This window comes from Myxosarcina sp. GI1(2024), from assembly GCF_053543375.1.
In genome coordinates this window covers 232,730-255,606 of the sequence record NZ_JBKGTY010000003.1, presented here as the reverse complement: position 1 = coordinate 255,606, position 22,877 = coordinate 232,730, and the positions used below count along the sequence as shown (strand labels likewise).

The 22,877-nt window shown below is 41.2% G+C and carries 21 protein-coding genes; 19 read left to right on the top strand and 2 right to left on the bottom strand.

Features of this window, described 5'->3' with window-relative positions; genetic code table 11:
* Window positions 1-18 precede the first annotated feature (18 nt).
* Window positions 19-984, bottom strand: a complete 966-nt coding sequence (locus ACLFKQ_RS14780) for a spore photoproduct lyase family protein (RefSeq protein ID WP_449000571.1) — start codon at window positions 982-984, stop codon at window positions 19-21.
* A 394-nt stretch (window positions 985-1,378) separates the two neighbouring features.
* Complete coding sequence (locus tag ACLFKQ_RS14775; RefSeq protein ID WP_449000570.1) at window positions 1,379-2,215, bottom strand: DUF3102 domain-containing protein; 837 nt, start codon at window positions 2,213-2,215, stop codon at window positions 1,379-1,381.
* An 850-nt stretch (window positions 2,216-3,065) separates the two neighbouring features.
* Here ACLFKQ_RS14775 and ACLFKQ_RS14770 point away from each other — a divergent pair.
* From ACLFKQ_RS14770 to ACLFKQ_RS14680, 19 genes are all read left to right on the top strand, one after another.
* Window positions 3,066-4,115 carry a DUF3102 domain-containing protein gene (locus tag ACLFKQ_RS14770; RefSeq protein WP_449000569.1) on the top strand — a complete coding sequence of 350 codons (1,050 nt, stop codon included), beginning with the start codon at window positions 3,066-3,068 and terminating at the stop codon, window positions 4,113-4,115.
* 1,129 nt (window positions 4,116-5,244) lie between these two features.
* Window positions 5,245-5,676 (top strand): hypothetical protein, encoded by a 432-nt coding sequence (locus ACLFKQ_RS14765; RefSeq protein ID WP_449000568.1) that lies wholly within the window; start codon window positions 5,245-5,247, stop codon window positions 5,674-5,676.
* 1,078 nt (window positions 5,677-6,754) lie between these two features.
* Window positions 6,755-7,801 carry a glycosyltransferase family 2 protein gene (locus ACLFKQ_RS14760; protein ID WP_449000567.1) on the top strand — a complete coding sequence of 349 codons (1,047 nt, stop codon included), beginning with the start codon at window positions 6,755-6,757 and terminating at the stop codon, window positions 7,799-7,801.
* A 70-nt stretch (window positions 7,802-7,871) separates the two neighbouring features.
* Window positions 7,872-9,968, top strand: coding sequence for a GumC family protein (locus tag ACLFKQ_RS14755; RefSeq protein WP_449000566.1), 2,097 nt, complete (start codon window positions 7,872-7,874; stop codon window positions 9,966-9,968).
* 16 nt (window positions 9,969-9,984) lie between these two features.
* The gene (locus ACLFKQ_RS14750; protein ID WP_449000565.1) at window positions 9,985-11,361 is read left to right on the top strand and encodes an O-antigen ligase family protein; all 1,377 of its coding nucleotides are present in this window, start codon (window positions 9,985-9,987) and stop codon (window positions 11,359-11,361) included.
* Window positions 11,354-12,550, top strand: a complete 1,197-nt coding sequence (locus ACLFKQ_RS14745) for a glycosyltransferase (RefSeq protein WP_449000564.1) — start codon at window positions 11,354-11,356, stop codon at window positions 12,548-12,550. The genes ACLFKQ_RS14750 and ACLFKQ_RS14745 overlap by 8 nt, the downstream gene beginning before the upstream one ends.
* On the top strand, window positions 12,547-13,674 hold the full coding sequence (locus ACLFKQ_RS14740; RefSeq protein WP_449000563.1) for a glycosyltransferase: 1,128 nt from the start codon (window positions 12,547-12,549) through the stop codon (window positions 13,672-13,674). The genes ACLFKQ_RS14745 and ACLFKQ_RS14740 overlap by 4 nt, the downstream gene beginning before the upstream one ends.
* A 51-nt stretch (window positions 13,675-13,725) precedes the next feature.
* The gene (locus tag ACLFKQ_RS14735; protein WP_449000562.1) at window positions 13,726-14,256 is read left to right on the top strand and encodes a hypothetical protein; all 531 of its coding nucleotides are present in this window, start codon (window positions 13,726-13,728) and stop codon (window positions 14,254-14,256) included.
* Between the two features lie 90 nt (window positions 14,257-14,346).
* Window positions 14,347-14,523: a hypothetical protein gene (locus tag ACLFKQ_RS14730; RefSeq protein WP_449000561.1), complete on the top strand. Its 177-nt coding sequence runs from the start codon at window positions 14,347-14,349 to the stop codon at window positions 14,521-14,523.
* Entirely contained in the window at window positions 14,498-15,319 is an 822-nt protein-coding gene (locus tag ACLFKQ_RS14725; protein ID WP_449000560.1) for an MBOAT family O-acyltransferase, read from the top strand. The genes ACLFKQ_RS14730 and ACLFKQ_RS14725 overlap by 26 nt, the downstream gene beginning before the upstream one ends.
* Window positions 15,320-15,323: 4 nt before the next feature.
* Complete coding sequence (locus ACLFKQ_RS14720; protein ID WP_449000559.1) at window positions 15,324-15,692, top strand: hypothetical protein; 369 nt, start codon at window positions 15,324-15,326, stop codon at window positions 15,690-15,692.
* Window positions 15,658-15,987: a hypothetical protein gene (locus ACLFKQ_RS14715; protein ID WP_449000558.1), complete on the top strand. Its 330-nt coding sequence runs from the start codon at window positions 15,658-15,660 to the stop codon at window positions 15,985-15,987. Before ACLFKQ_RS14720 ends, ACLFKQ_RS14715 begins: the two co-directional genes overlap by 35 nt.
* An 18-nt stretch (window positions 15,988-16,005) precedes the next feature.
* Window positions 16,006-16,341: a hypothetical protein gene (locus ACLFKQ_RS14710; protein ID WP_449000557.1), complete on the top strand. Its 336-nt coding sequence runs from the start codon at window positions 16,006-16,008 to the stop codon at window positions 16,339-16,341.
* Window positions 16,342-16,360: 19 nt separating this feature from the next.
* Complete coding sequence (locus ACLFKQ_RS14705) at window positions 16,361-17,257, top strand: sulfotransferase family 2 domain-containing protein (protein WP_449000556.1); 897 nt, start codon at window positions 16,361-16,363, stop codon at window positions 17,255-17,257.
* A 44-nt stretch (window positions 17,258-17,301) separates the two neighbouring features.
* On the top strand, window positions 17,302-18,159 hold the full coding sequence (locus ACLFKQ_RS14700; RefSeq protein ID WP_449000555.1) for a sulfotransferase domain-containing protein: 858 nt from the start codon (window positions 17,302-17,304) through the stop codon (window positions 18,157-18,159).
* A 13-nt stretch (window positions 18,160-18,172) separates the two neighbouring features.
* Complete coding sequence (locus ACLFKQ_RS14695; protein ID WP_449000554.1) at window positions 18,173-19,306, top strand: glycosyltransferase; 1,134 nt, start codon at window positions 18,173-18,175, stop codon at window positions 19,304-19,306.
* 93 nt (window positions 19,307-19,399) lie between these two features.
* On the top strand, window positions 19,400-20,323 hold the full coding sequence (locus ACLFKQ_RS14690; RefSeq protein WP_449000553.1) for a sulfotransferase family protein: 924 nt from the start codon (window positions 19,400-19,402) through the stop codon (window positions 20,321-20,323).
* Between the two features lie 130 nt (window positions 20,324-20,453).
* Window positions 20,454-22,109: a GMC oxidoreductase gene (locus ACLFKQ_RS14685; RefSeq protein ID WP_449000552.1), complete on the top strand. Its 1,656-nt coding sequence runs from the start codon at window positions 20,454-20,456 to the stop codon at window positions 22,107-22,109.
* An 8-nt stretch (window positions 22,110-22,117) separates the two neighbouring features.
* Window positions 22,118-22,855 carry an acyltransferase gene (locus ACLFKQ_RS14680; RefSeq protein ID WP_449000551.1) on the top strand — a complete coding sequence of 246 codons (738 nt, stop codon included), beginning with the start codon at window positions 22,118-22,120 and terminating at the stop codon, window positions 22,853-22,855.
* Window positions 22,856-22,877 lie beyond the last annotated feature (22 nt).

Genomic DNA, 22,877 nt, shown 5'->3' with positions numbered 1-22,877 from the left:
CAGCAAAGGTATTCTATCTTATTTTGTCTGTTTAAATTGTTTAAGTACCGCTAACTCATTTAAATCTAACTTACTGTCGGGATACCAGCTTTGTAACACTTCTTTGGACTTAGGTGTAAACCGATGGGTAATTAATTCAAAGGTTAAATCGCAATCAAAGTCTATAGTTTCACTAAGGCGATCGCACAGTTCGGTATAGTGGTGTTGCCAATTATCGATTGTCATAATTGGCGCGATAACCAAACCTACCGGATAGCCGCCACCACCACGATCTTTAGGTAAAGCTAACTTGCGCAGTGCTTGCAGGCGATCGTTAATACTCGCCGTACCGCCTTCGAGATAGCGACTTACGGGAGCGGCATTAATGCTAAAGCGGCAGCGAGTGCGGTTGTTATGGGGTAAATCTAACAAGCCGTCTACAGCATCAAACTTAGACAACCAGCGTAAGGTAGCTCGTTCGCGGGTTCCAAAATAGCGAACACATTTGGCTAAACTGCCGCTAAGGTGTTCGATACCTAAAGGATCGGTATAGCAACTAACTTCAAAACTCGTTTCTCCATCTTGTCGTTGGTAATGGCTTAAATTAGCTAAAATTTGCGGTAAATTAGCATATACTTTGACCACTGGAGGACCAGACAAGCTTCCCGCTAAATAACAATACTGACAATGCGCCGGACAACCCTGTGCCAAGTGAAATTGCCAATCGGCAGAAGGAGGAATGGGGGTTAGTTTGAGTTGGCTAGAGGGTGCATTAACTATAGCCAAAGTGCGTTTGGCAATGCCATAAGTTTCTCGTTCATTTTTCCCTCGTAAACCAGTGACCCGATTGGATTTTAATTCCGTTACTGGAAGATTGAACTGCCGTACCCGTTCTAAAATCTGCTGTCCCCAGACTTCTTTCTTTGCCGCAGGGGTAATTAATACTGTTTCGGGTAACCACAGCTGAGTGTTAGATCTAATTTTTGAAGATTGACTGACTACCATTTATTTAATATCTGCATTTGGTATTACTTCAATCTTAGAATTGGTTTGAGTTAAAAAAGCTCGGGAAAGGGAGGGATCGCCCCACATTGAGATGGGGTATTGTCAGCTAACTTTTCTCGTACTAATTCTCGTTGGTATAAGTCACTTATGTTTTAGCTTAGCTCCCTCAATCCGTCAGTTTTGGGGACTAAAGAAGTTTATTTATTGTTTCAGGCGATCGCGATAATCGGCATTTTCCTATGCTAGTTGCAATATTGGTATTGTAGCTGGGTGTTTATATTGAATTTAATATTGAACTTAAAATTTTCGATCGAGTTAAAAGAAATTGGTCTGATAGGAAGTTGCTTGAAGCTAGAAATCACCGAAAGCGTTATGATAAATAATACTCAATTAATTAGAGGGATTTGATATCGGAGTTTAAGAGTAACTTTGCTTTAGCAAAAATTGCTTTAGCAAAAATTTCTCGAGCAAAATTCGGGTTACTTTGCATTTGTTCGAACAAGGCAGTAATTTCTTCTGGTTTTCCTTGAATCATAAAGCTAATACCTGCATAGGTAATTTTAAAATTCCGGAGTCCATCGTTGCCTTTTTCTGGCCGAGTGTCTACATCTTCTATGAGGGAGTTGTTTTGCTTTTCTTGGAATGGGTCACGCTCTTCAACTGTCTCATCGGCGATCGCTTGAGCTGCAACATTAATTGTTTGAATCGAACTTTGATGCTTCGAGTCCATTTTTGTCTGGCTTTGTCGATCTAGTTCTGGCTCTCGAACGCTGTAAATATCTTTGTAACGATTAACAATTACTTTGGCAAGAGAATAAGTAATTTGTTCTCCATGACTGGCAAGCTTTAGGGCTTGCTGTCTTGCTTCTTTTGGAGTTGAAGGAGCCGCCAAAATATAAAGAGCAGAAGTTGAAAAGTTTAAATTCGCAAAGTTTACATCTTTAAATTGTTCGCTGACTTGCATGAGTTTGGTTGCTGAAGACATACTCCAGTTAAATTCTGTTCTAAGCCAGTTTCTGAAGTTTCCATGTTTGAGTTTTCTTTTGACTTCAGTAAGTTTTTGTCCTATCGATACTATATCTTGAGCTGTTTGACGGATTAAACTCTTAATTTCCAAAGCATGCTGTTCGACACTAATTTTGGTTTCACTATCTAAATTTCCATAATCAAATCGCTGTCGTTGCGACAAATCAATTTCAGATGGTCTTGATGATGGATGATTAGAAGCCATAGTCAGTAAATGATTAAAAGCCGTAGTTCAATAGTTGGAATGGTTTTATTGTAAGACATTAGAAGTAAAAAGTAATTAATATTTTGTATTGTTATTTTGTATTGTTACCGAGAATGAGAAATTAATTCATATGAGACGCGCAAATTAAACGTTTAAGTAACGACAATCTAGAGAACTAAAAAACTGAGTTTGCAACAAGATAAAAAAATATAAAAATTGATTCACAGTTTAATACAGAAAAAAAAATTCTAACGATATTCACAGTAATTAATTTCTCGAGTTTTACTAGTAATTTGTCGTCGATAGCAATAAAATGAAAATCTATTGTTTAGCTATTAGTGGCATAATAAACTTGCTATTTACTTAATAATCTTCCTAGCAGTTGAAACAATTCTGTTCATTACTTATACATTTTTTGAAGACGAGCAATACTCAATCGTTATATTTGATTATTGATATTACCTCAAATTTAGACAACGTTTCATTGTTTTGTTTTATACTTAGAAGCAGCAACGCTGCCATTTTTATGGCTCGGAAGTATATTGGCACTTAGGTGATTTTATAAAAGTAGTATCCTAACTTTTGTACTGAGTCAAGTGTGGTACTAAATTTTATTACGAGGTTTCCGTAGATCTAACATTGCCGTCTAGACACTAAAAACTATATATTCACATTAGGTAAATTAAGTTATCATCAACTTGCAGTTAAACTTCAAATGTAATATCAATGATAACCTAATTTTTTTTGACCATAACCAATCGTAGAGATGCTGACATTCCACAGTAAAGTTTTTCATTGGTAATGGTGCTTTTTTTATAAGTTGTTGTTAATAGACATTTATCAAGACTTAATGCCTAAATTTCAGACTATAGATTTTAACTATTCTACACTGGATGTAGAAACGTCTCGGTTTATCCATCAACAAACCGTTGAAATTAAAGCGTTATTGAAGAAAACAGCGCAGAGTATTATAGAGATCGGACAGAGATTGACAGAAGTAAAGCAAAAAATTGGTCATGGCAAGTTTGGCTCGTGGCTAAAATCCGAGTTTAACTGGAGTGTGTCTACAGCCAATAAATTTATGCAAGTTAGTAGAGAGTTCAAATTCATAAATTTTACGAATTTAGAAATTGCTCCTTCTGCTCTTTATAAGTTAGCAGCACCTTCTGCGCCGGCTGCAGCTAGAAAAGAAGCACTACAGAGAGCTAGAGCGGGAGAATATGTCACTTATAAGATTGCCAAAGAGCTAATTCAAAAATATCGCTCTTCAATAACTAGCACTCATGTACAAGTATCAGAAGCTAATTCTGGCGAGCGACTAGCAGTAGTTAAATCGTTACCAGAAATAAAATTACAGACAAGCCAATTCGCCTCTGCTTCAAATAACTCTCTCGCTTCATCTAAACTTCCAACGACAGAAATTCTTAACGTTATTCCTCAAGAGGTAATTGCCGAAACCAATTCTTTATCCGCTTCAGTTAATAAAGGGAGTTTATGGCAACTAGGAAATAAACACCTGTTATTTTGTGGTAATCCGCAATCCGAGCGATTTCTAGATCTTTTACCTGCTGAAGTCTCATTATCAATAGCTTTTCCACCAAGACGCAGTGACTGGCAAAATTCTTTTCACTCTATTGCCAAATCTGCTTTTTCTTTGTTCACTGTATATCGAGATCAAGATTTAGAGTTATTAAAACAAACAGTCAAACAACTTCTGTTACTATATACTTCTGAGGATGATGTAGTTGTCTTTTCTTATTTGTCCGAACCTGAACTACCATCTATTAGTGATGAATTAAATTGCCGTTGTTATATTGCCGAACCAAACACAGTTTTATGTAGTGCAGCAATGGCTGTTTGGCAAAAAAAGACGGGAGAAATGGTAAAACAATTAAACTAAAGAATTTATCAATATTACAAAAAATTAATAAACTCTCCCAAAAAAAATTTTTGTAGTACGATTTGTTTTAGTTGAAAAAATTTGAATTTGGTTAAAGACGACCTCAAAAAGTGCAGTTCATCCAAATTTTTGTCAAAATCACTACATTTTTTATCTAGTAGTTTTGGCAAAATCTCGAGCATTGCAACTATTTAATAGAAACTTTATGCACTATTTGAAGACATTAGTAATGTAATTAGTAAAAAACGGACTTTTTATCGTGTCTTGATGATCATTGACTTTAGTTAATGTTTAAGAATGTACGATAACAAACAGAAAGATTTCAACTATTAGCAATACTATGAGTAAGTAGAAAAACTATTGTTATGTCATTAATGGTCGGAAAGTCGAGCCTAATTTTTCTTCCTACCGCCAATAAACCGATCGCTAAAATTTAAGGAATCTAAGGGATTGCTTTGATTCCCAATCCGATCTCATCTCAATTTATCGATATCCTAAAAACCAATAGTTGAATAGTCAATTTTATCTGTATCTGCGAGTAGTCACCCAGTGTATTCGGCTCTCTCTGTAAAAATAAAGCAATAGTTACCCAATCTAATTAAATACAGGATTGAGGAAAAAGTTTGCAACAATAAGATCGGATTTCGGACTTGTTTGGAACGAGAACTATCAGTATTTCAGCCACAACGCCAACTTCAACTAATTTCATCAAAAAAAATCTTCGGAAGCAAATTTATGAAGACTAATCGTTTGAAACAGTTATATCGACAACACTTAATCAGATTTGGGGTCGAGCCTCAAAAGGCAGAGCAGGCTGCAAACACCCTAACAGAAAAAGAATTATTGTTTATTGCTCAAATTTGGCCAGACTGGTCAACTGCTTTTTACTCGAGCGATAAAAAGGCTTATTAAAACTCTGTTTTCTAATTATTGAAGAAAAACTAGAACCTTAAATTTCTAGCAAGATCGCAATTGTGAAAACCGTATTTGGTTAAATAGTGGAGATACTCGTCAGAAGTACAATTGCATATTGTTCTCTGGTGCATAAGTTTTTCATTGCCAACCTATTAAGTTTTAGTGTCGTTATTTCAGTCTCAAGCAGTAGAGTTTTGCAAAGAGTTTATTAACTATGGTCAATAAACGTAGTAGTCGCAAAAAAGTTCAAAAGTTTTTCTGTCCTTACTGCGAGCGTCGTCTCTGGCGTTCCAACAGTCAAAAATACCGTCTATTCTATCAAGAAGTATCTGAGTTAAGAGAACGACTAAATTTTTCCCGTAAAAAAGCTAGACTTCTAGCAGCACAGATGGATACTTTCGTCGATCGCAATTCCTGGATTGAAGATTTTTACTGTGAAGAACACGGTCACATGTGGTTGAGAGTATCAAAACAAAATGAAAAACTTGTAGGCGTTCCTGCTAAAAGAGAAGATTGGAAATGTACTACCGGTACCATCGATCCCAACTCTCACAATCCTTCAATTGGCGAATATAGTTACTATATGAGTCGTGGTTGTACTCCTAAAAATCTCAAGCGCAGCACTGATAAAAGTCTTCCTAAATAATTAAAACATGGTGCTCGCTACGGTATTCTTCAGAGTTGCTGGAATATGACATAAGCAGATTTAAAAAAAAGCAGAGAAATGATTTAGCTTGATTTGCCAGCCAGTCACCAGCATTTAGCTGCGGACATGAAAATTAGGTTATTTTGAAAACATAGGCGCTCGCCAAATTTTAAATTATCAGTCCATTTGAGAGGATCCATGATTAAATAAAGCTCGTGTAAATTAAAAAGTTTTTAAATTAAAGATTGTGTAAACTAAAGTTTTTTTCAAAAAAATAAGTATATACTTAGTCATGAAAAAATTTACGATCTAGGCTACTGAATTTTTTTTGAATTTGAACAGTATTAATGGCTACTCGTGTTTTAGTCGCTCGACAATTAGTTGTCAAAAAAATCAGAGAAATTTGCAATTTAAAACTTAATAGTATACACTTGTAGTCAGAGAAAATTATTTAAAGATTAGCTTTACCTAATACGAAGGTATCTAAAAGCCAAAATTCAAATCCAACTAGGAAAAGCAATTAAAGTTTTCTCGCTCTTTATTGAGTTAAAGAAGACACCTTAGAGTGCACTTTAACTGACGCTTGCAGCAGGCTCTATTGTCTCGTCAAAGAGTAATCTGTACCTAAAGCAAAAGCTAGGGATAGATCTGCTCTCTAAGCCAGACATTAGTTGAAGCGATTTCTATTTTTCTTTACTTCAATTTCGCGGTCAAAAGCTGGCAGATGCTTTTACCGATATTTTAGAATTGAGAGGTCAAAAGATGGATAGAATTCATTTGCAAGCCACTCAAAAATTTAACTTATTTAATCAAGAAATTTCTAAAAAAAAATCCTTATTATTTTAATTTTGTATCTGAGGCTTACTTATAAATACAAATTATTTTTGGCAATCCAGACACAGCTCCGTGGCTGGGTTAATTATTTGTTGACAATATTTGAGTAGTTTATTTAATACTTAATCTCCATCTCCATCTTATCAGGGAAAAAGAATATGACTGAAAAACTTGGGTTCGGGCTCGTTCTGCCTACCCGCCTATATTGCGTGGTAAATTTTCCATCTAAAATAAAGCTTTGACGATGAAAAAAATAATCGCCCGAGACCGGACTGAAAATAATCTTGTTGAAACTAACAATCCTTTGGTTACTGTAATTATTAGTAACTATAATTATGCCAATTTTTTATGTCAGGCCATCGACAGTGTGTTCGCTCAAACCTATCAAAACTTTGAATTAATCATTGTCGATGATGGCTCTAGCGATCGCTCTAGAGAAATAATTGAATCTTATGGAGAGCGGCTAATTGCCCTATTTCAAAACAATTCCGGACAGGGAGCGGCATTTAATACGGCACTCTCTCAAGCTAAGGGAGAAATTGTTTGTTTTTTAGATGCCGACGATTACTACCACCCGGAAAAATTAGCCAAAGTAGTCGCCGCTTTCCAACAACATCCTCAATGGGTGCAAATCTCTCACGGCAGAACTTCGATCGATCGCCAAGGAAAAGTAGTTGGTACTGGATACCAACGGCACAGTCAAGGAGATGTTAGCGGTTTGTTGTTACGGTGGGGAAAATATGCCTGGTCGATTACTTCTGGGCTGGTATATCGCCGTCAGACATTAATGCAAGTTTTGCCCATTCCCACTAAAAGAAAGGAGGCAGCAGACGCGTATTTAACTGCAGTGGTTCCTTTTTATGGAGAAGTAGGCAGCATTGAAGAACCATTAATGTTCTATCGGATGCACGGTAACAATTTGCAGGCATACAATGACAATCTGGAATTTTTACTCCGACAAAAAGAAGCCATCGCCGACTATATCAACCAAACTGCCGCCCAACTAGGATTGCGCGATCGCTTCGATTTACAGAGAGATGTCGACTATCGTAGCCTGAAAGCCATTCAACACGATGGAGTTCCACTCAGAGAATCTCTATCGATTATCGGACTTTCCTTACGAGAAAGTATTGCTATTAAACGCAGTTTTAAAGATATTGTCGAAAGAACTTTGCGGCGTAGCATCTGTGCCTTGTTCCCCAATCGAGGCAGAGCAGTGCTACGTTTGGGGTTACGCGGTTATCTGCGCTCCATCATTTTTAAAAGACAACGAGTTTACACTTCCAATTGAGATGGTCGCCGATAAACAATATTACTCTCTAAACTTATTTTTGCAAGCAGCAACTTAAACATACAGTTATATGAATCACACAGTCGCAGTTATTCGCAAACATTGGTTGCCCTTGCTAGGGTTAAATACTGCCGTAATCGGTGCCACGATCTTAGCAGCGACCGTAGTCTTAGATCGCACCTTTACTCCTACTTGGACTGCGCGAGCAGAATTAAATATCCCCTCTTCGGGAGGTAACTTAAGTGCCGATCTCGGTCCTCTAGGTAATTTGGGCGATGGCGGTCCCGTTTTCTCTAAAGAAGTCAATACCCTACAAATTCAGGCAGCAATTCTCACCAGCGACAAAGTAATCGAACGAGTTTTAGAACGCGATCGCGAACGCTACCTCTATCCAAAAAAACTAATCAACGTCTACAAAAGTTTATTTGAGGTGGAACCACAGGCTCAATCGACAACTATAGCAGTTAACGCAACTGGTTCCAATCCTGAACTGGCTTTAGAAAGAGCGACTAACTTAATCGACTCTTATCAACATCGCTTGAGCGAACTACGCCAGCAAGATGCCTCTACTAGAGAAAACACGCGAGAGCTGGAAAATGCCCGTCAAAATTTGCTCGAAGCACAAAGTAAGCTAGCAGAATTCCGGCAATCTACGGGAATTGTCAACAGCGATGCTCAAGCACAAGAACTAATTAATTTTCTGAGCGAATTAAAAACCAGACTATCGTTAGTCAAGGCGCAGGCTGATGCCAGTCGAACTAAAGCTAGAGTAACGGCAAATAATTTGGGCGTAACTGGGCAAGCGGCAGTTGACTCATTACGTTTGGCTGGAAATGCTGAATATCAAACAGTGAGAGAGCAGGTAGCCCAACTAGAATTGGAATTATCTAATGCTAGAGGTCTGTATAAAGAAGACAGTCCTCAAGTCCAAACTCTGCTCGATCGCAAAACAGAACTGCTCCAGCAACTTGAAGGAGCGATCGATACGGCAATTCCCAACGTAGCGCGAGAAAACGTAGATTTTACTCTCGGTAATAACGGCTCGGATAATCGGATCGATATGATTACTGAGTTACTAGCAGCAGAAACTGCTAGCCAACAGCTACAGCAGGAAACTGCGGAAATTGAAGCCCAAATAGCCGAACGTACCAGCGAACTACGTGCCATTTCCCAAAACAATAGCCAACTGTCACAGCTACAACGCCAATACGAGTTCGCCGAAGGGGTATACAAAGGTATCACCGCTCAGACTAACCAGGCAAAGATCGATAATTTCAACAGCTATCCTAATGTCCAACTAATCGACGGTCCGACTCTCGATCCCAAACCCACAGAGCCTAACCGCAAGTTAATTGCTTTAGGAGGGCTACTAGCATCTGCTCTTGGTAGTGTTGGACTGTTGCTCTTCCTAGAATCTCGCGATCCACTTTTGAGTCCCAAGGATTTACAGCTAGTGCAGTATCCGGTCATAGTCAGTATTTCTCGCTCTCCAACAGATCTGCTCAAAAATATAGAACTAAACTGGTCTTTAAATAGCGAGGCGGAAATTGAATTTCAACGGCTGGCTTCGGCTTTTAGCTTTATCGAGCTAGAAAATCGACGAATTGCGATTTCTAGTGCTTCCCCGGGGGAAGGAAAGACAACCGTGACTATCGGGTTGGCACTAACTTTAATCAAGCTTGGCTTTAAGGTACTGGTTGTAGATGGAGACATCCACCGAGCCGAACTGAGTAATCGATTGCAGCTTGGCAGACGAGAATCTACCATGATCGCACAACCTATTGCTTTAAACACTGTCGCTCCAGGACTCAGTGCCCTTGCCGCACCCACGATCTCTCGAGATGAGATTTGTAAATATTTCGTCCGGGGAGATTTCCAACAACAGCTCGATGCCATCCAAGAGACTGGAGAATATGACTACGTTTTAGTAGACTGTGCGCCAGTCAGCGTTGCTAGCGAAATGGCTTCAATTAGTTCGGCAGTTCGTAACTTCTTATTTGTAGTTCAACCGGGTAAAAGCGGACGCTATTCTGTAATCAGTAGCCTCGAACAGCTAAAGCAATATGACGCTCAGATTAAGGGCTTAGTAGTCAATGGTGTAGACTCTCGTCCCACTAACTACTATCGCTACGGTATCAAGCAACCATTGTTGGAGGCGCAGACTTAGAGTTGCAGTCAAATTTATGACTCAGAGTTTTTTAACCACAAGATCTTCACGGGAACTAGAACGAGAGCGGCTTTTCTCAGGCATTTGGCTGCGGTGGGATGCCTTAACCAAGACGGAAAAAATCGTTTGTTCGAACATCATACTAATTCCTCTCTGGTGGTATTTAGGTCTTTTTGTCTATCTGCCCGTACTGCTGCTGTTAGGGATTGCCGTTTATGAATGGCGGCATTATGGAGGACTGCGGCTAAAGCAGCCTAGCTGGTTAGTAATCGCCCTATTTGCTTTTGAAGCTTATAAATTTATAGATCTACTCTGCCTCTATTTAGGCGTATACTGGACCCTCGAGCTACCGTCAGACTTCGCCATCAGTACGAACGACTTGATCAAGGGAACTTTTGGTTTTTGTTTTCCTTTCTGGGTTTGGTACATTCAAAGCCACAAGGTAAAAGTACGACTGGAAGTAGTTTCCTGGGCTTTTTCAGTTAGTATCGTGCAGATACTATTGACTTGGTTAGCAGTTCAGTTATTTCCTGGAATTGTCAGCAATCCACCCCGAACTCTATATGCTGTATTGACGGGAAAAAGTGGTTTTGAAGAGGGTGACGTTAATGGTTGGAGCAACTATTTGGTACTTTACTATGAAGGTCGTTATCGCTTTTTCTTCGGTCACAACCAAATTTGTGCTGCTTTCTTGAGTTTTGCAGGTCTGTTAGCTTTAGATCTTAAAAATCGGTGGTGGACGATATGGCTATTAGCCACCTCAATCTTTCTACTCAGTCTTACGGCAACCCGCTCTACCTGGCTTGCCTTTCCCACAGTAGTGCTGATTTACTTTATGTTAGTTTTTGCCAAAATGGGTAAGGCTTGGCTGATGCTGTCGCTCTTGGCAATCTTTAGTTTTCTTACCCTATCTTTTTATCCAGTCACTAACTTAATTTTTAATGCCACTTCCGATGTAGCAGAGAGCGTTGCTAATGCTCGCGCAGGCTCGACTGAAATTCGCAGTTTAGTTTATCAAGAAACCCTAGAAAGAATTCCCGATAAGCTATTTTTCGGGCATAAAACATTCGGACCACCAGCCGTCCAGGGTAATGCCACAGAGTACGTAGGAGACAGCAACATTCGCATTGGCTCCCACAGCTATATTTTAGGAGACCTTCTCTACCAAAAAGGCGTATTCGGCACGGGACTGTTTTTAGCTGCTTGGGGAGCTTGCTTGAGCTGGTTTTATGGCACCAGAGCGACAAGACCCCTATCTTGGTTTCCCATCCAAATGTTTTTGTTTTTGCAGTGCTTTGTCGTGAGTCTCAATCCCATTGGTGTAAATACACTATTGCTGATGATAATTTTTTGCTCTACTCAGAAACCCCTTAAAGGTTTACCTTATGGATAAACTAATTGTACTGCCAGGGAGTAGCGGACTAGGAGGGATGACGGTTTCTCTCTCGATGATGGTTAGAGGATTTGAGAAGTTGGGCGCATCTGGGCAATTGTGTCTTCTAGTTAAATCTGGCTCTCTTGTCGAACAGTATCTATGTCAGACTGGTCAAGAGCACTGCGTCGAGATTATTCCAGCCCAGAACGGAAGCGAGTTTATCAAGTTAGCACTGCGCTGGGTCGCCAAGCAGCCCTCAAGCTACCCCCTGCTCTTAGAAACCTGCACCTCTCGTAATTTGCTATCGAGCATGATTTTAGCTGCACCCCAACTGCGGTTGAGCGGTCGCCCCGTCTATCACGTCTTTCGGGATTTGGCACTTTCCTACAATCCTCTGGGTAACTATCTTCGAAAGTTGGCTTTTACCTGTCTTTCTCCCCAGGTTATTTGTAATTCGCGGTTTACTGCCGAGCAGATCGAGCGTTTGCTGCCTGGAGTCGGGCAGATTCTCTATCCTCCAGTAGATACGGACAAATTTAATCAATCTTCCAGATACTCGCCGCCTCCTGCCAATTTACAGCCCATCCTTGCCTCTGGAGCACGTATTTTACTGACCCCCTCGCGGATTAGCGAACCAGAAAGCTTTAACGACAAAAATCTGCGGGGACTTATTCCCATGCTAGCTCATCTTAAAGCCAATGGCGATCGCTATCACGGCATCGTCATCGGTCCGGACTATTCTCCAGGTCAAACCAGAACTCGCGATCTTCTCGAGCGAGCCACTCGCTTGGGAGTAGCAGACCGCTTTACGATTTTGCCTCCAACATTTTCAATTGAAGAGTACTATAAGTACGCAGACGTGGTGGTTACTCTGGCTCCACGAGAACCTTTCGGTCGCACGGTAGTCGAGGCGATCGCCTGTGGCGTACCGGTAATTGGCAGTAAAACTGGGGGGATTGGCGAAATTTTGGGGAATTTTGCCCCTGAGTGGACTGTAGATCCTAACGATCCCATAGCCGCCGCCAAAGCAATTCTGCGGCTGGAAACTGCTCTCAATCGAGCAGAGCTTCTGGCTCTGGGTAAAAACTGGGTTGAAACTCAGTGCGATCCCGTCGAATACGCCAAAAAAATTATGAACATTGTAGGATTTGGTTCTAATGAACTGCAGCAACCCAATTTAGTGCCACTGCGCGGAAGTAAGGGATGATGAAACAAATTGGCATATATGTCAGAACTTTTCCACTAATATCAGAGGCTTTTATTACCGAACAAGCTCACAACCTAAAGCAATATCAACCGACATTTATTGCCACTACTCTATTAGAAGAAACTTGCTTTCCCTCGGTATCTCTCAGTCACAATGACTTCTGGAAAATCAAGCAAATAATTCACGTACTTACCTGTTTTCCCGAGTTATTTAGTAAATATTTCGATGTTATCGGTAAATTAGATTTGATTCACGCTCACTTTGGTCCTAATGGCGTTTACGCCATGAAACTTGCCGATAAATTAAATATTCCTTTTTTGGTTACTTTTCACGGATACGATATTACTATTTCTCGTCAAGCCATTTGGAAAAGTGGTAGACTTCTCTATTACCAACTAATTTTTCACGAGGAAAAACTTAAAACCAAAGCTGCCGGTTTTATTGCCGTTTCTAATTTCATTCGTCAAAAGTTGATCGAGCGAGGCTATCCCCAAGAAAAAATAATTCAGCACTATATTGGCGTAGACACCACTAAATTTTCCCCAGCAACAGGTCAAACTGACGAACGCTATATTCTTTGTGTCGGTAGACACACGGAAAAAAAGGGCATCGCTACACTGTTGCGGGCGTTTGCCAAAATTGCCGCCAAGCATCCGAGCGTTTCCTTAATTCAGGTAGGAAAAGGTCCCCTAACTAAAAACTTACAGAGGTTGACAGAGCAACTGGGCATCGATAAGCAGGTACGTTTTTTGGGCTCCCAACCTCACGAACGGGTACTGCAATTAGTGCGCGGTGCAGAAATATTTGCTCTACCCAGTCAAACAGCACCAGATGGAGATTGCGAAGGTCTGCCCATCGTGATTTTAGAAGCCTCTGCCTGTTCCATACCGGTGGTTTCTACCTGGCACAGTGGCATTCCCGAAGCGGTTTTGGATGGGGAAACGGGGTTGTTGGTAGCAGAAAAAGATGTCATGGCTTTAGCAGAGCGGCTGGACGAGTTGCTCAGCGATCGGGCCTTGGGTAAAAAACTGGGGCGACGGGGAAGGGAATTTATTTGTGAGAAATTCGATCTTCGCAAGCAAACCCTCAAATTAGAAGCCATCTATGACTCACTCATCGGTTAGATTTAAGCGGCGATCGCCATAGAGGATTTAGGGACCAACCGATAAAACATCATGCTATTTAATTCCTGGGAATTTATTTTTGTTTTTTTACCCCTGACTCTTTTAATCTTTTTTCAGATACAGGGGCGAGGATATCATCGAGTTGCCATTACCTGGCTAGTGCTGGCCTCTTTATTTTTCTATGGCTGGTGGAATCCGGCTTACCTAAGACTGATAATTTTTTCGCTCTTATTTAATTACTTCACTGGATTTTACCTGAGCCAAAAAGGGAAAGCGCGAATTTATCGGCAGCTAGTTTTGATTTTGGGTCTTACAGTTAATTTAGCTCTAATCGGTTATTTCAAATATGCTAACTTCTTTGTCTCCAGCGTTAATGACATAGTCGGCACGAATTTTACTCTCAACCAGATAATCTTGCCTTTAGCCATCTCATTTTTTACCTTTCAGCAAATTACCTATCTGGTAGACTCTTACCGAGGAGAAACTAAGGAATATAGTTTTCTCAACTACTGTCTGTTCGTTACTTTTTTCCCCCAGCTAATTGCCGGTCCCATCGTCCATCATCAAGAGGTAATGCCTTAGTTTGAAGATCGAGCTACTTATCGGTTCGAGCGAGAAAATCTGGCGGTAGGGCTAACTATTTTTTGTCTGGGATTATTCAAGAAGGTTGTCTTGGCTGATACTATTGCCGTTTGCGCTACTCCAGTCTTTAATGCCGCAGCTCAAGACGTACCCGTTACTTTTTTCACTGCTTGGGGAGGTGCATTAGCTTATACCTTACAGCTTTATTTCGATTTTTCTGGCTATTCAGATATGGCAATTGGTGCCGCTCGTATGTGTTGGGATTAAATTGCCGCTTAATTTCAATTCACCTTACAAAGCCTCAAGCATCATTGACTTTTGGCGTAGATGGCACATTACCCTTTCTCGCTTTCTGCGAGACTATCTCTACATTCCTTTAGGAGGTAGTCGCCAGGGCAAACTGCGGCGCAATATCAATCTAATGATTACGATGTTGCTCGGCGGACTTTGGCACGGTGCGGGCTGGACTTTTATCTTCTGGGGCGGACTACATGGACTCTATCTAGTTATCAACCATCAGTGGCATTCACTCCAGAAATTTTTAGGTTACGATCCCGATAAGCTCTCCCGGTGGAGACACGCTTTAGGTGTATTAGTGACTTTTATCGCTGTCGTCGTCGGCTGGGTTTTCTTTCGAGCGGAAAACATGGATGCGGCTCTAGTCATGATACGAGGAATGCTCGGCAGCAATGGAGTTTCTCTACCAGCAGAGTTGGCAGGACACCTATCGATAGTAGAAGCTTATTTCGCCAATATCGGTGTAGTTTTAGATTTTGAGAGAGACACGGATGCGATAATTACCTATCTTTTGTCCTCATTACTTTTAGCGATTGCCTGGTTTACCCCCAATACCCAACAGTGGTTGGCAAAATATAATCCCGCTCTAGGTATGGTAGGTATGGAGGCGATCGAATTCGGTGGGAATTGGCATCATCACCTGTGGAAAAAATTTTATTGGAGACCGAATCGAATGTTTGGTTTTTTACTGGGTGGCTTAATTTTTGTGATTGCCAAATTTGCCCTCCAAGCACCTCAAAGTGAATTTTTGTATTTTGACTTTTGAGGAGATGACTTACATTAGATATTTGCGATCGATACTATCGGGATTTCTGGTTTGTCTGGTTGTCTATCTCGCAGCCATATTTTACCAACTAGGTGTTCCGATCTCGGAGCAAAATAGCTCGATTCACCGCGTCTATACGTTTAAATCAAATCTGATTAGCTCGGTAGAGCGACCTAAGTTAGTAGTAATTGCTGGCTCGAACGCCAATGCGGGAATTAGCTGTCAGACCATTCAAACAGCAACGGGAGTTTCCTGTCTTAATGGAGGAATTCATGCCGCAATCTCCCTAGACTATGTCTTCAATCGTGCTCGTTCCTGGCTAAACCCTTATCTTGGTAATGCTGCTACTGGAATACCAGCATTACCAAGATAAGGGTATTCCCAATGATCGATTTATCGATCACGTGCTCGCTCACGATCCTCAGTATTTGCGATCGCTCGATTTGATTTCCCAAGTTCGGTTTCTCGCCGGAATATCTTTCGAGCGTCTGGGACAGGGAGTTATCGCCAAATTAACCCGACCACAAGTTATTCAGGCAAGAGCGATCGCCGCTGAACAAGTCAATAAAAATCAATATGGAGACAACACCCATCAGCGAGAAGCCGACATCACACCAGAATTACGGCAAAGAATTGCCAATCTCAAGCCGTTGCCAATTGGAGGATAACTCAAGACTAGTCATGGAATGAAGCAAATCGCTGAGTTTACCAAATGGTGCCAACAACATCAAATTAAAGTATTGGCTACTTGGCCCAATACGATTTGGTTTGATTATTATCGGCAACCCGAACCTCAAGCATTTTTCCAAAGCATAGAAGACTTTTATCGCGGCTTGGACGTTCCCGTCCTCGGTCGACCTGAATCGGCAATGTACGATAAATCGATGTTTTATGACACGATTTACCACCCTCACGACCGAGGAAAGCGTCAGAGAACTGAAGAACTTGTAAGTTTGCTGCGTCCATATTTAGTCGATTTTTGTTGCTCCGAGCACTTACTAACAGACCAAAAAAATTATTAGTTATCTCCAGAAGAAATACATGAACGGCAAAATATTCTCTTTAGGCAATACAGATAATCGAGCCTCGGCAACAGAGGTGATTATTTTCCAACATATTCCTAAAACAGCAGGAACTACTTTAAGGTACATCATTCAATACCAGTTTCCCCCGAGTGCCATTTGCGAACTTTATGGTTCTTCTGGCTCTCATCTCGAACGGGTCAACAAGCTCAAAAACTTATCTGAGTTTGACAGGGAAAAGCTCGAGATTATCAACACCCATTTAGGCTTTGGTATACATCAGTTTCTCTCTCAGCCTTATACCTACATTACGTTTTTACGCGAGCCAGTAGAGCGCGTAATTTCGATGTACTATTACTATCAAAAAACTAAAAATCCCTTATTTCAACATTTATCACTTTCAGAGTTCGTCAGCACTTACGGTGCCGTTCAAAATGGCATGACCAAAAATTTATCCGGAGTAACTTTAAAACGACAGTTACTGCCATCAGAAGACAAAGATAGCGTTCCTTTTTCTGAAGCCAACTTAGAAATTGCCAAACAAAATTTACGAACTAATTTTAAATTTATAGGAATTTGCGAACAATTCGATGAATCCTCAATCTTGTTGCAAAGAATACTGGGCTGGAAAATCCCCCTTTATGATAAAAGCAATGTTTCTAAAAGAGCTAAAAATATTGCTCGAGAAACTCTAAATTTAATCGAAAAGTCAAACCAATTAGACATTCAGCTATATGAATATGCCCGAGCTATTTTTCAAGAACAGATAGCGCGGCAAGATAGTTCTTTCAAACATGAGGTTGAACTGTTTAAAACTGCCAACCAATCGACAATGAATAAACTCTACTTTAAAGTAAAGACTGGTTACAATCGTGGGCTACACAGAATTTATAAAGAGTTGGCAAGCTTCAGCTAAATTACTATTAAAGTTTAGGTTTTTTTGAAACGAGATCTTTAACCATGCCATTTCCCCCTGAAGTATTTCTTATTGGCGCGCAAAAAGCAGGAACGACAACTCTGGCATATTTACTTTCCCAGCATCCTAATATTTGTGTAGCAAAAAATAAAGAGCCTCACTTTTTTTCTACGTACTGGAATAAAGGTTTAGCTTGGTATCAAACAAATTTTTCTAACTATGAAAATGCCATCTGTCTCGATGCCTCAACGACTTATTCAATGGCACCACTTAGTAATAATAACTCTCGCAGCAAAACCAGTAAATTAAAAGATATTCCTCAGAGAGTTTACTCGATTAATCCCAATGCCAAATTTATTTATTTGTTAAGAGAACCAGTAGCCAGAATTTATTCTGCTTATTGTTACTATGTAATGAATGGGCGCGAAACTCAAAGCTTTGAAAATGCTATAAAAAACGAAGATTTTTATCTCGACGTAAGTGACTATTACGGACAGTTATCGCTGTGGTTAGAATATTTTCCCTTGGAATCATTTTTATTTATTTTATTTGAGGATATGAAACAAAATCCTCTACATACAGTCCAACAATGCTTCCAATTTATCGGAGTCGATGCTGAAAATATACCAATCGAGCTCGGTGAACCAAAGAATCAGTCCAAATATGTCAATGTCGTCGGTCGAAGAGTCAATCGAATCTTTAAAGAGTTAGATTATTCTGGTTTGGGATTTATGGCACCTGCGGCGCTGAGAAAATACGTTCGAGAACTTACCACAGATGATCGTAAAAGTTTCCCCAAAATACCAGAAGCAAAGCGAGCGTCCCTGCGGGAATATTTCTCCGACAAGAATCATCGATTAGAAGTTTTAACCGGTCTTCCTCTAAGTCAATGGCAATCTTAGATTCATCTCGATCATGCTATCTAAACCAAAAAAAATTAAAGTCTTGCTCTACGGCAATATTTATCGAGATTATCGCTCTCAAATATTAACCAAGCTATTATTCGATTCTGGGCATCATATTTCTTTAGTTTGTCCCGATTTTTATCTGAATCCGAGACTAGCAAAAATAGCGAGCGACAAATTAAGCGCCTTGTTTTCCTTAGTCGAGCTTTGGTTGAAAGCAGCTTTTACTGACGTAATCTATCTGCCCCCAATGAATTCTAGATTTATTAAAAGTGCAGTTTGGGCGGCAAAAGTATTTCAGAAAAAGCTAATAGTAGAGATGTATATCTCAATTTATGATACTTTTGTAGGCGACGGCAAACCCCTAAAAGGAAAAGCGATCATGCCCGAGAGCAGACAAGCTAAAGCGATGCTCGAAAAAGACAGGCTGGCGCTAACCCAAGCAGACTACATTATTCATACTTCGAGACACGAGCTAGCTTACTGGGAAAAAATCTTTGAGATTGAGATCGAGCGCCACAAAGTTTTTATCGCTCCTAACTGTAACGTTGCCAGTGTAGTTCATCATCGCAAGTTCAAACCAGATGGAGTATTAAACATTTGCTGGTGGGGAACCTTTATTCCCCTACATGGATTGGATAACATCTTACAAGCACTAGAAATTTTGTCAGGAAAGTGCGAGTTTGTCTGTAATTTATTTGGTGTAGATAATGGCTCATTCGCTACTTATGCCTCAAAAATTCGGCAAGCTGGACTTGAAAAATATGTCGATCTTAGAAAAGATTTAATTTTTGCTGACGATTCTTTGCCAAACTATCTAGTGGAACATTGCGATCTAGCATTGGGAATCTTTGGGGATACAGATAAGGCATACAATACCGTGCCTAATAAATTGATCGAAGCTCTCTCAATGGGAATTCCCACTTTAACCATGAATTCTCCAGCCTTGAAAGAGTTTTTCGAACCGGCAACGGACTTATGGACTTGTGACACTTCCCCTAAAGCGATCGCTAGTTCGATTGAAGCAATTGCCAACGGTAGCGCTTTTCCAGTTGATTGGGAACGTACTCGCCAAAAAGTTTTGAGTACATTTAGCACTATTCATTATCGAGAGGTTGTATGTAAAGTCTTAGAGAGAGAATGATTTGCTGGTTGTTTAGAGCTAAACTCTTCCGAGTAATTTCGAGCAAAAAAGCTTTTTTGAGCCGATGTAGTTTTTTCTGGAGAGATCTATTTTATGTCAATGCCAAACTTTTGCATTATCGGCGCGGCTAAATCTGGTACAACTTCACTCTATCAATATTTGAACCAACATCCACAGGTCTATATGAGTCCTGTAAAAGAGCCGAGATTTTTTGGTTTGGAAGAAGAAACTCCTCCTAATTTTCGCGGACCACGAGATGAATACACCAACCGTATTTTGATAAAAAATATAGATGACTACCAAGCTTTGTTTCAAGAAGTTAAAAACGAGAAAGCTATTGGAGAAGCGTCTCCCTGGTATCTTTACCTCGAGAAAGCACCTTTACAGATAAAACGCCACATACCCGAAATCAAACTGATTGCTATTCTGCGTAATCCAGTAGATAGAGCCTACTCCAGCTTTTTGCATCAGCTTCAACGTGGTGCGGAACCATTAAATAATTTTGCCGAGGCACTCGATGAAGAAAAGACACGCATCTGCCAACATTGGAGACCGATTTGGCATTACAAGCAGTGCGGATTTTACTACCAACAGCTAAATCGATACTATGGAACGTTTGACCCAGAGCAAATTCAAGTGTATTTATACGAAGATTTTTGCGATCGCCCCATCGATCTGCTACAAGATATATTCCGTTTCTTAGAGGTAGATGACACATTTACCCCCGATGTATCTAGAAGATACAATGTAACTTACTTACCATCCAATCAGACTCTGAAATCTTTAGTTAATAGCTCCAACTCAGTTAAATCCAGGTTAAAGTCACTCTTGCCAACTTGGGTACGCCAGAGCCTCAAAGGCAATGTTAAAGTGTTCCATAACTATTCCTCGGTCAAATCCGCCAAACCCAAGCTTTCACTAGAGTTGCGCAGACAATTAATTGAAGAATATCGGGAGGAGATCTTAAAGCTGCAAGTTCTCATTCAAAAAGATCTTTCTCACTGGTTGACCTGTTGAATTTTCGGCATCAATAAAATGATTTTCTTGAGTTGACACCAAGGCTTTGATTTTAAATTTAGCCAGAAAAATCTCGAGCGAGCGACTTTGATGCCTATTTGTCTCAAATTCTTTATTTGTATAAGTAATTATGTTAATTGACATACGAAAGTTACCAGAAGACAGTCTCATTGAAAGCGAGATTTGTATTGTTGGCGCTGGAGCGGCAGGAATTGCCATGGCGCGGGAGTTTATCGACCGACCAGAACGAGTTTGTCTGCTCGAGAGTGGGGGATTAGATTTTGATGAAGCTACCCAAGCTCTCTACGGCGATGAAAATATTGGCAATTCCTATTACCCTTTAAAAGAGACACGTGCCCGGTATCTGGGAGGTTCGACTAATCTTTGGGGAGGTTGGAGCCGACCCCTAGACGAGATTGATTTTGAAGTCCGTCCCTGGATGCCCTATAGTGGCTGGCCGATTAGCAAAGCCGAGCTGGGACCTTATTATCAACGCGCTCAAGAAGTCTGTAACCTCGGACCTTTTGAATACGATTTTGCCTATTGGGAAGACACTTTCAGGCAACATCAATATCAGCCGATACAGTTTTCCCAAGAGATCGCCCCTTGCTTTTGGCAGATTATCCCGCCGTCGCACTTGCGTTTCGGTCAAGTCTACCGAGCAGAACTAGAAGGGGCGCGAAATATCGAGACCTATCTTCATGCCAATGTAGTAGAGCTCGAAACCGACGATACGGCTCAGTCGGTAACCAGACTGCGGGTTGCCACTTTAGAGGGCAAACAATTCTGGGTTAAAGCTAAAGCTTTTGTCTTAGCCGTGGGTGGCATCGAAAATCCTCGCTTGCTGCTCGCCTCCAACCAAGTTCAAAAGGTGGGATTGGGCAATCAATACGACCAGGTTGGCAGATATTTTATGGAACATCCCTACATTATCTCCGGTCGAGTTCGGCTATCTCAGCTAGCGCCTTTGTATACCCAGAAAAATTTCCAGCTTGGTGAGATGTTTGTGGGAGTTGGCTTGGGTCTGGCTAAAGAAGTCCAAGAGCGCGAGCAACTGCTTAATTTCGGTACTCGACTGCTACCCCTACAAGAAGAATGGATAGAATCGTTTAACCGCTTGCGGGGACGGCAGAAAAAAGGACACAAAGCCTTCCCGACGATTCATGAAGGTCGTAAATACGGCAGAAATGAAGTATCTACCCGAGAAGACTTGCTCAAAGTGATGACCAATGTCGATCGCATTGCAATTAAAACCTATCGCAAACTATTCGCTCCTAAATCCCTAGGTAAGTTTTGCGATACTCACTTAATTGCCGAGCAAGCACCCAATCCCAACAGCCGCGTTACTCTCAGTGGCGATCGCGATCGCCTGGGTCTCAATCGGGCAAGGCTTGATTGGCGTTTGAGTGCCATTGACAAACACACCATCAGGCGATCGCAAGAAATAATTGCCGCAGAGTTGGAGCGTTCTGGTTTTGGTAAAGTTCAGCTCGAACTCACTGATGATGAGTCTTCTTGGCGACACTTGACTGGTTCTTACCATCACATGGGTACGACGCGCATGAGTATGAACCCTAGAAATGGAGTGGTTGACGAGCATTGCCGAGTTCACGGCATTAACAACCTGTATGTAGCTGGCAGTTCCGTTTTTCCCACTAGCGGTCTTTCTAATCCAACACTCACCATTATTGCTTTGGCTCTCCGACTTGCCGATCGGCTTAAAAACAGCCAAGTGCCTAACGCCAATCCTATGGAAAGCTATATAGCATCGGGAACATCCAGTTAACAAAAATCGTGATTTTTACTTTATTTTCCTCCTCACAACGTCTCTGGAAACGTTTTGGGCAGCTCCGACAGTCGGTAGGCATCAGGGGAATTTTAGCTCAAGTTTGGTCGTACTCGTGGATGCGGATGGCGCGATTGGGTTATGGGGCACGAATTGCCACTTGGATTGCCACTTGGTTCGCTCCCCCCTACAAGCAACGCCGTCCCTTGGCACGTTATAGTTCCCGGGGCTACATTGCACCCAGTGCTAAAGTCTCGGGAGATTCCCTACAACTGGGAGCTAATGTTTTCCTGGGCGAGCGCGTAGAGATTTTCTCTCCTTCCCCCGGTGGGTCGGTCACTTTAGCTGAGCGAGTTCACCTCCACAACGATACTGTCTTGCAGACTGCCACTGGCGGTAGTCTGAGCATCGGTAAGGATACTCATATTCAACCAGGGTGCCAGTTTTTTGCCGACCGAGGCTCGATTCGCATTGGTTCTAGAGTACAAATCGCCCCAGACTGTAATTTTGATGCCCGTCCAATTCATCAGCAAGGTCACCAAATAACCACATCGACCGCAGCTGAAATTACGATTGAGGATGATGTTTGGCTCGCCCATGGAGTCACAGTGCTGGCAGGAGTCACTATCGGTACTGGTGCCGTAATTGGTTCTGGTGCGGTGGTTACAGAAGATATTCCCCCAGGCGCGATCGCTGTCGGATTGCCAGCTCGTTTGGTAAAAATGCGTACGCGCGCCCATATTTAAAAAAGTATTTAACCAGTAAATT